Genomic DNA, 7,317 nt, shown 5'->3' with positions numbered 1-7,317 from the left:
TGCAGTCAGGCACCTACTGGTACCACAGCCACTCGGGCGAGCAGGAGCAGGGCGGGCTCTACGGCCCCATCGTCATCGATCCCGCGGGACCCGACCCGATCGCATTCGACCGCGAGCATGTGATCGTCCTCTCCGACCATAGCGAAATGACGGGCGAGGAAATTTTCCGCAAGCTCAAGCAGATGGGCGGCGCCTATTTCAACTATCAGCGCCCGACGCTGAGCGGGCTGCTCGCCGGCCGCGAGATGCGCCTCAAGGATCGGATGGAATGGGGCAAGATGCGCATGGACCCGGCCGATATTGCGGATGTTACGGGGTCGACCTACACCTTCCTCGTCAATGGCTTTGGCCCTTACGACAACTGGACGGGCCTCTTCCGACCGGGCGAGCGGGTTCGGCTGCGCATCGTCAATGCTGCGGCGCAAACCAACTTCAACGTGCGCATCCCTGACTTGCCGATGACGGTGGTGCAGGCCGACGGCCAGAACGTCCGGCCGGTAACCGTGGACGAATTCCAGATCGGCGTCGCGGAAACCTTCGACGTGATCGTGACGCCCGAGGACCGCGCCTACAGCTTCGTTTCCGAGGCGATCGACCGATCCGGCATGGGGCGCGCGACACTGGCCCCGCGCGAGGGCATGATCGCCCCGGTCCCGCCGCTCCGCCCGCGCACGTTGCTGACCATGACCGACATGGGCATGGACATGAGCGGCATGAGCGGGATGGAGGGGATGTCCGGTATGGCGGACGAGAACCCGGTCGCAAAGCGCGGGCCGGATCCCACGTTGATGCAGAATGCCTCGCGCAACCTGTGGAAGCTCACCGGGTGGAAAGAGCCCACCGATCACGGAACGAAGGCGGTAGGCGCTGCGATGGCCGGCATGGCTGGGATGGGGGGCGACCAGATGAGCGGCGCTATGCCAGGGATGGACCATAGCCAAATGGCGGCGGGCGCTGCCGGGATGGCGGGCATGGACCATGGTCAGATGAGCAGCGGCGGCATGGCTGGAATGGATCACGGCTCCGGCGGCATGAGCATGGACATGAACATGCGCAACCCCAAGAACGCGCCCGGCGTCAAGATGGGGCCTGGGGTGCAGACCATCTCGCCGATGCCGAAGGACCGCACGGGCGAGCCGCCGCAGGGGCTGGAAGGCGTCGATCATCGCGTGCTCACTTATCGCGACCTTGTCGCGCTGGATCGCAACCCGGACGTTCGTGCCCCGGCGCGCCAGTTCGAACTCCATCTGACCGGCAATATGGAGCGCTATATGTGGGGCTTTGACGGCCAGAAGCTCAGCGATCCCGCTGACCCAATCCCGTTCCGTAAGGACGAGCGGGCGCGCGTCACCCTGATCAATGACACCATGATGCCGCATCCAATCCACTTGCACGGGCACTTCTTCGAACTGGTGACCGGGCATGGCGACTTCGCGCCACGTAAGCACACGGTGAATGTAGCGCCTGGCGGCAAAATGACGTTCGACGTGACGACCGATGCGGTGGGCGACTGGGCGTTCCATTGCCACAATCTTTATCACATGACCGCAGGGATGATGCGTGTCGTGACCGTTCGCCCGATGGGCGAGGAGAACCGCGATGCAGTTTAAGCTCCTCCTGATCGCGGGCGGCGCGGCGCTTGGCTTGGCAACATCTGCGGCCGCGCAGATGGACCATTCCAATATGCCGGGCATGAAGATGCCACCGCCAAAGACGACAACGGTGAAAAAGCCTGCCCCTAAGAAGCCAGCAGCGGCCAAGCCCGCCGCGCGCAAGAAGTCCGTGAAGCCCGCTGCCAGGTCGATACCGCGCGCGAAGGCGGGATCGGGGGCCAGGCCCGCCGCAAGTCGGTCCGCCAAGCCGTCGGCCCCTGGAACGGTCGTTGCCGATCCTCATGCCGGTCATGACATGACGGCCATGCCGGGCATGAATACGCCTGAAGCCAACCCAAATCCTGGCGCCGGGCACGACATGTCGGCGATGCCAGATACCTCCGGCGGTGCCGCCCCAGGCCAGCCAAGTGCCATGCAGGGCATGGACCATGGTTCGATGCAGGGAATGGATCAGGGTTCGGGCGCTATGCAAGGCATGGCAGGTCACGATATGGGAAGCATGTCTCCTCCGACCACGGGGACGACGATGGTCGGGACCAACCTGCCGGCCGGCAACGCTCCGCCGCCGCCGATCCCGACGGATCGGGCCGCGGACCAAGTCTACTCTGCCGCCGCTATGGCGCATTCGCAGCAGCATCTGCAGATGCACGGGGGACAGAATTTCTCGCAGATCATATTCAACCTGGCTGAAGTCCAGATCCGGGATGGACGCGATAGTTATCGGTGGGACGGTAGTGCCTGGTATGGGGGCGATATCAACCGGCTGGTGCTCAAGACCGAGGGCGAAGGGAATATCGGGCGCAGCCTGGAAGCAGCGGAGGTGCAGGCGCTTTATTCGCGCGCCGTAGGCCCATATACCGACATACAGCTTGGCGTCCGCTACGACTTCAAGCCCAATCCCTCGCGTGTCTATGCGACGGTCGGCTTTGAAAGCCTTGCACCCGGCTTCTTCGATGTCGAGGGCGCGCTGTTCCTGTCCAACAAGGGCGACCTGCTCGGGCGTCTGGAAGGCTATTACGATCAGCGGATCACACAGCGGCTGATCCTTCAGCCACGCGCCGAGCTCAACTTCGCCGCGCAGGACGTGCCGGAAATCGGCCTCGGCTCCGGCCTGTCCACGGCCGAACTCGGACTGCGCCTACGCTACGAGATCAGGCGGGAGTTCGCGCCCTATGTGGGTATATCGTACGACCGCAGGTTCGGGGACACCGCCCGCCTCGCGCGCGCCCAAGGCCAGGGGGCGGCGTCGACCAGCCTTGTTCTGGGCATTCGCACATGGTTTTGAGGCCGATTGGGCTTTGTTGCGTTGACTAAGTCCAAGAAGGAGAAGCCCAATGGTTAAGACGATTACAGTTCTGGCTCTGGCGGCGATGGCAGCGAGCCCAGCTTTGGCTCAGCAGCAGATGCAAGGCATGGACCACTCGAAAATGCAGGGCATGAACCACGACAACATGCCTGGCATGAACACGCCCTTCATGCCCGCCGAGATGGCGATGCACGAGAAAATGATGAGGGCCAAAGGCGCCAACGCAAGTGAGACGTGGGCCCGCAAGATGATTGAGCATCACCGCGGTGCGATTGCCATGTCGCAGATCGTTCTCCGCCAGGGGCCCGATGCGAAGACCCGGCAAATGGCTCAGAAGTCTATTGCCGAGCAAAACAAGAGCATCGGTGAGCTTCAGGCGATGCTCCGGGCGATGGGCAAGCCTCCGCAGTAATTAAACCTCGTTCCTTTAGCCCTCAACGAGGGGGCGGGAGGAACGACCAAGGAGTTTTTTGCATGAAGACAGCTTTGCGATCCGCGCTTACTGCCGCAGCCTTGTTGGTTCCGGTTGCCGTCAGCGCGGCCACCCCGATCGTTATGCACCGCGACCCCGGCTGCGGCTGTTGCGCCAAGTGGGCGGCACAGGTGCAGCAGCAGCTCGGGCGCCAGGTGCGCGTCGTCGATGATTCCAATCGCCCCGCGCTGCAGAAGCGCGCGGGGGTCCCTGCGGACGTCTCGTCCTGCCACACCGCAATCGCCGATGGCATGGCTTTCGAGGGCCACGTGCCGATTGCCGACATGAAGCGGGCTCTCGCGACCCGGCCCAAGGGCGTGCGGGGCCTCGCGGTCGGCGGTATGCCGCTCGGCTCGCCGGGAATGGAAGTGCCGGGCGTCAAGGCGCAGGCCTATGACGTGGTCGCCTTCGGTCCCGGCGGGCGCCGCCTGTTCGCCCGCCACGGCAGCTGATGGCGGTTTTCAGGCTGGGGGCGGCAAGACGCGGCCGCCGCAGCTGGTGTAGCTCCACGGTCCAGTTCGTCTGGAAGAGCAGGCGAAGAGTTCACAAAAGGATTCGGGTCGGTGAGGAGAGAAGGCGGCATGCGCACCCGGGAATCGATGACCACGAATCAAGGAGTTGGGTGATGGGCGGTAAACGAGCCGGGGCCTTCGCTCTGCTCCTTGCGGTTGCAATGTCAGTAAGCACGTCGGCATCCGCGCATGAAGATCATGATGCGCTTGGGGCTGGTCCCGGGCCAGCCGCTAACAGCGCAGTCGAGACTCAGAACAAGGATGGAGCAGACGCTGGCGCCGGCCACATGGGTATGGGCTCTATGTCGACCGTGGACATGAACATGGGCGGCCGCGACATCGCCGGCGACGACATGGGCATGGGCGGCATGCACGAGGAGACCGCCAACAAGAACAAGAGTTTCGGTGAACGGCTTGTGAGCTGGCTGGGCCGGCTGCACACCATGGTCATTCATTTTCCCATCGCACTGTTCATCGGTGCGTTCGGAGTGGAGCTGTTCGGGTTGTGGCGCCGCAACCGGGACTATCAGCATGTCGCACATATAATGCTGGTGGTCGGCGCGCTGGGAGCGATCGCGGCGGCGTTCCTGGGCTGGTTCGCGGGCGGGTTCTACCTGACCGACCGCAACCCGATCCTGATGACGCATCGCTGGCTCGGGACGTTGATCGCGGTCTTCGGCGTCGCGCTGGCTTGGATGGCAGCGCGCCACCGTAAGGTTCCCGAGCGGTCGCGGACGTTGTACTGGATGGTGCTTGGCCTGATGACGCTCGCTATCTCCATCCAGGGGTTCCTTGGCGGAACCTTCATGCACGGCGGATTATACCACTTGGCATTCTGAACCGGTCCCGCTGTACGCATAAAGCGGTCATTTTCTGAACAGGGACGGCCGAGGGCGCGCCTTCACCGAGGACGCGCCCTTTGACTGATCAGCGGATCGACTGAACTGCTTCGCTGCAGGCCTGCTCGCAACGACGGCAGTGTTCAGCGCAGATGCGGCAATGCTCGTGCGTGCTCGCATGCTTCTCGCATTCCTCCGCGCACAGCCCGCAGGCGATGGCGCAGGCTTGAAGAGCCGCAACCAGCGCTTGCTCATTGCTGCCGGTGCGGCGGGTGCCGAGCGAACCTGCCGCCAGGCAGGTGTCGGCGCAGTCGAGGTTCAGACGAATGCACTGGCGAAGCTGTGCGACCATCTCTTCCGCCAGACAGGCATCAGCGCACGACGTGCAGATCTGAGCACATGAGTAGCACTCCTCAATACAGCGGATCAGTGCGTCGTTCGTGTTTCCCTTCACGTCCGGATGCGTGGCGATCATCTCTTGCATGTGGTGCATGGTTCTCTCCTGTTCAGGTAGCGGTCACCCCCTGTCTAAGTAAGAGGTACGAACCTGAAATGTTCCGGCCTTTGCGTCGGACCGTTCGGCCGTTTTGGCGTATCGATTAACCCCCGGCGCCGGGGGTAGCGCACAGTTTCGACGGCCACGCCGCCTGCGCGCGCGCACCATCCTGGTGCGGGATCATCGAACCGAGACGGGCCGTGTCGCCGAGCGCCGTGTGGTACGAATCAGCGCTCCGGTTTAGAGGGCTTTCACTCGTTGCACTGCCAATGGCTCACCCTAGGTCGGCGGTAGGCCCTGAGCCGGCCACAGCCCGGCCATGGCGGATGCCAATCCGCTGTCGCGGTCGCGCAACAGGTTATGGATTGCGGTCGCAGCGACCGCTGCTTGTCCGGTTGCGACGCTGATCTGATCGAGCCCTTCCACAACGTCGCCAACCGCGTAGAGGCTGGAAACCGAGGTTTGTTGGTGGGCGTCGGTCAGCACGCATCCCGTTGCCGCGAGCTTCGCGCCCAGCGAAGTGGCAAGCCGCGTTCGAGGGGATGAGCCGAGCGCAGGGTAAAGCGTGTCGAATTGTAGCTCCAGGCCATTGGCCAATCGAACCTCGACACAATCGCCAAGACGCAGCTGCTCGACAGGCGAGGGCGCGACATCGACGCCCTGCTGGGTCAGCCTGGCAAATTCGGTCGGTGCGAGGTCGAGCGACCGTTCGGCGAGAAGCGTGACCTTGGCACCATAAGCGCGCAGGAATTCGGCTTCTTCAGCGCCATGGCGGTCGCAGCCGAGCACCGCCACGCTCATCCGCCGAGCCTCATAACCATCGCAAATCGGGCAGTAGCGGAGAAGGCCACGCGCGACGCCGATGTCATGCATCGCATCGGGCATCTCGGGACGTCGATTGACGACACCCGTCGCGAGCACGACGGTCCGCGCGTACAGGACGTTCGGTCCGCAACTTGCCGAGAAGTGATCGCCTGATGCGACGATCGCGTCGATCTCACCGCTCTGGACCGTACCGCCATATTCATGCAACTGAGCCTGCAGGCGCGCAAGAAACGTGACGCCGGAAATGCCGCCGGGAAATCCTGGGAGGTTGTGCGAGCGCGGGATGGAGGCGGCGCGCCCCGCCGCCGCGTCGTAAACGACGCAGCTCCTGAGAAAGCGGGAAAGATAGATCGCGGTCGTGAGTCCAGCGGGGCCGCCGCCCACAATCAGACAGTCGATGACCTCCTCGGGATCGCCAGTCCAGCCTTGATTGGTCAACCGCAACCTCATCATTACCCCGCGCATGCGCCCGGCGGGCCCGCGGCCCTACTCATTCGGACGGTAGGCGCAGGTAGAAAGCGCTCTGTACTCCCTTGTGAATACGCGCCGATGCCGCTTCCCCCTCATCAAGAGGGTGCGGCGGCACGAAAAAAGATCGTGAGGGATGACCCGTCCTGCTGCGTAATACAGGTGAACTCAACGGAAATGGAGATTACCCGCATGCGTCGCTTGTTCATCACGACTGCCGCCGCCGCCGTGTTCTTCGCAGGCGGCGTGGCAAACGCGCACCCGAAGCTGGTGTCCGCCAGCCCCGCCGCCAACGCGGCCGTCGCGACCCCGGAGAAGATCAGCCTCCAGTTCAGCGAGAAACTCGTACCTGCTTTCTCCAAGGCCGAACTGATCATGGCCGCGATGCCTGGCATGGCGGCCATGAAGATGCCCAGCAGCGCCGCGGTCGGCTCCGACGGGCGTACGCTAACCATCATCCCCAAGCAGCGTCTTCCGCGCGGGCGTTACAACGTCGACTGGCAAGTCGTTTCCGGCGACACGCACAAAATCACCGGCAGCTACACCTTCACGGTGAAGTGAGCGAATGCTCGACTGGCCGACCGTCGCCATCCGCTTGGCGTTGTACCTGGTCCTGACGGTGCTGTTCGGCCTGTCGGCGTTCAGCCTCTATGGCCTTAGGCTCGGCGAGCGCGAGGATGCAATCGCTCTGCGGCCTTGGCTTTCGGGAAGTGCTGTGCTCGGGTTGCTGCTCTCAGCCGCTGGCCTGATCCTCATGGCCTCGTCGATGGCCGGATCTCCATTCTG

The 7,317-nt window shown here is 63.6% G+C and carries 8 protein-coding genes and 1 pseudogene; 7 read left to right on the top strand and 2 right to left on the bottom strand.

Features of this window, described 5'->3' with window-relative positions:
- From F4U94_RS23560 to F4U94_RS23540, 5 genes are all read left to right on the top strand, one after another.
- A partial coding sequence (locus tag F4U94_RS23560; protein WP_150412335.1) for a multicopper oxidase domain-containing protein occupies positions 1–1,610 on the top strand: 1,610 nt, incomplete at its 5' end.
- Positions 1,600–2,898 (top strand): copper resistance protein B, encoded by a 1,299-nt coding sequence (locus tag F4U94_RS23555; RefSeq protein WP_066766203.1) that lies wholly within the window; start codon positions 1,600–1,602, stop codon positions 2,896–2,898. The genes F4U94_RS23560 and F4U94_RS23555, both read left to right, overlap by 11 nt.
- Before the next feature lie 49 nt (positions 2,899–2,947).
- Positions 2,948–3,331 carry a DUF305 domain-containing protein gene (locus F4U94_RS23550; RefSeq protein ID WP_066766204.1) on the top strand — a complete coding sequence of 128 codons (384 nt, stop codon included), beginning with the start codon at positions 2,948–2,950 and terminating at the stop codon, positions 3,329–3,331.
- Positions 3,332–3,393: 62 nt separating this feature from the next.
- The gene (locus F4U94_RS23545) at positions 3,394–3,843 is read left to right on the top strand and encodes a DUF411 domain-containing protein (RefSeq protein WP_088181949.1); all 450 of its coding nucleotides are present in this window, start codon (positions 3,394–3,396) and stop codon (positions 3,841–3,843) included.
- Between the two features lie 362 nt (positions 3,844–4,205).
- Positions 4,206–4,742 carry a DUF2231 domain-containing protein gene (locus F4U94_RS23540; RefSeq protein ID WP_066766222.1) on the top strand — a complete coding sequence of 179 codons (537 nt, stop codon included), beginning with the start codon at positions 4,206–4,208 and terminating at the stop codon, positions 4,740–4,742.
- Between the two features lie 88 nt (positions 4,743–4,830).
- On the opposite strand, the gene F4U94_RS23535 is transcribed toward F4U94_RS23540, so the two are convergent.
- A complete protein-coding gene (locus tag F4U94_RS23535) occupies positions 4,831–5,235 on the bottom strand; it encodes a four-helix bundle copper-binding protein (RefSeq protein ID WP_066766206.1) in 405 nt (134 codons plus the stop codon).
- Between the two features lie 282 nt (positions 5,236–5,517).
- Positions 5,518–6,501, bottom strand: coding sequence for an NAD(P)/FAD-dependent oxidoreductase (locus tag F4U94_RS23525; protein WP_231736646.1), 984 nt, complete (start codon positions 6,499–6,501; stop codon positions 5,518–5,520).
- 222 nt (positions 6,502–6,723) lie between these two features.
- Between F4U94_RS23525 and copC the strand changes: the two genes are divergently transcribed.
- Both copC and F4U94_RS23515 read left to right on the top strand, forming a co-directional pair.
- Entirely contained in the window at positions 6,724–7,092 is a 369-nt protein-coding gene (copC, locus tag F4U94_RS23520; RefSeq protein ID WP_066766210.1) for a copper homeostasis periplasmic binding protein CopC, read from the top strand.
- A 4-nt stretch (positions 7,093–7,096) separates the two neighbouring features.
- Positions 7,097–7,317: pseudogene (locus F4U94_RS23515) on the top strand (copper homeostasis membrane protein CopD); the annotation flags it as partial.

Source organism: Sphingobium limneticum (genome assembly GCF_008710155.1).
In the GTDB taxonomy this organism is placed as follows: Bacteria; Pseudomonadota; Alphaproteobacteria; order Sphingomonadales; family Sphingomonadaceae; genus Sphingobium; species Sphingobium limneticum.
Note: the sequence above shows the minus strand (reverse complement) of the source record. Positions and strands in the feature narration are given on the sequence as shown.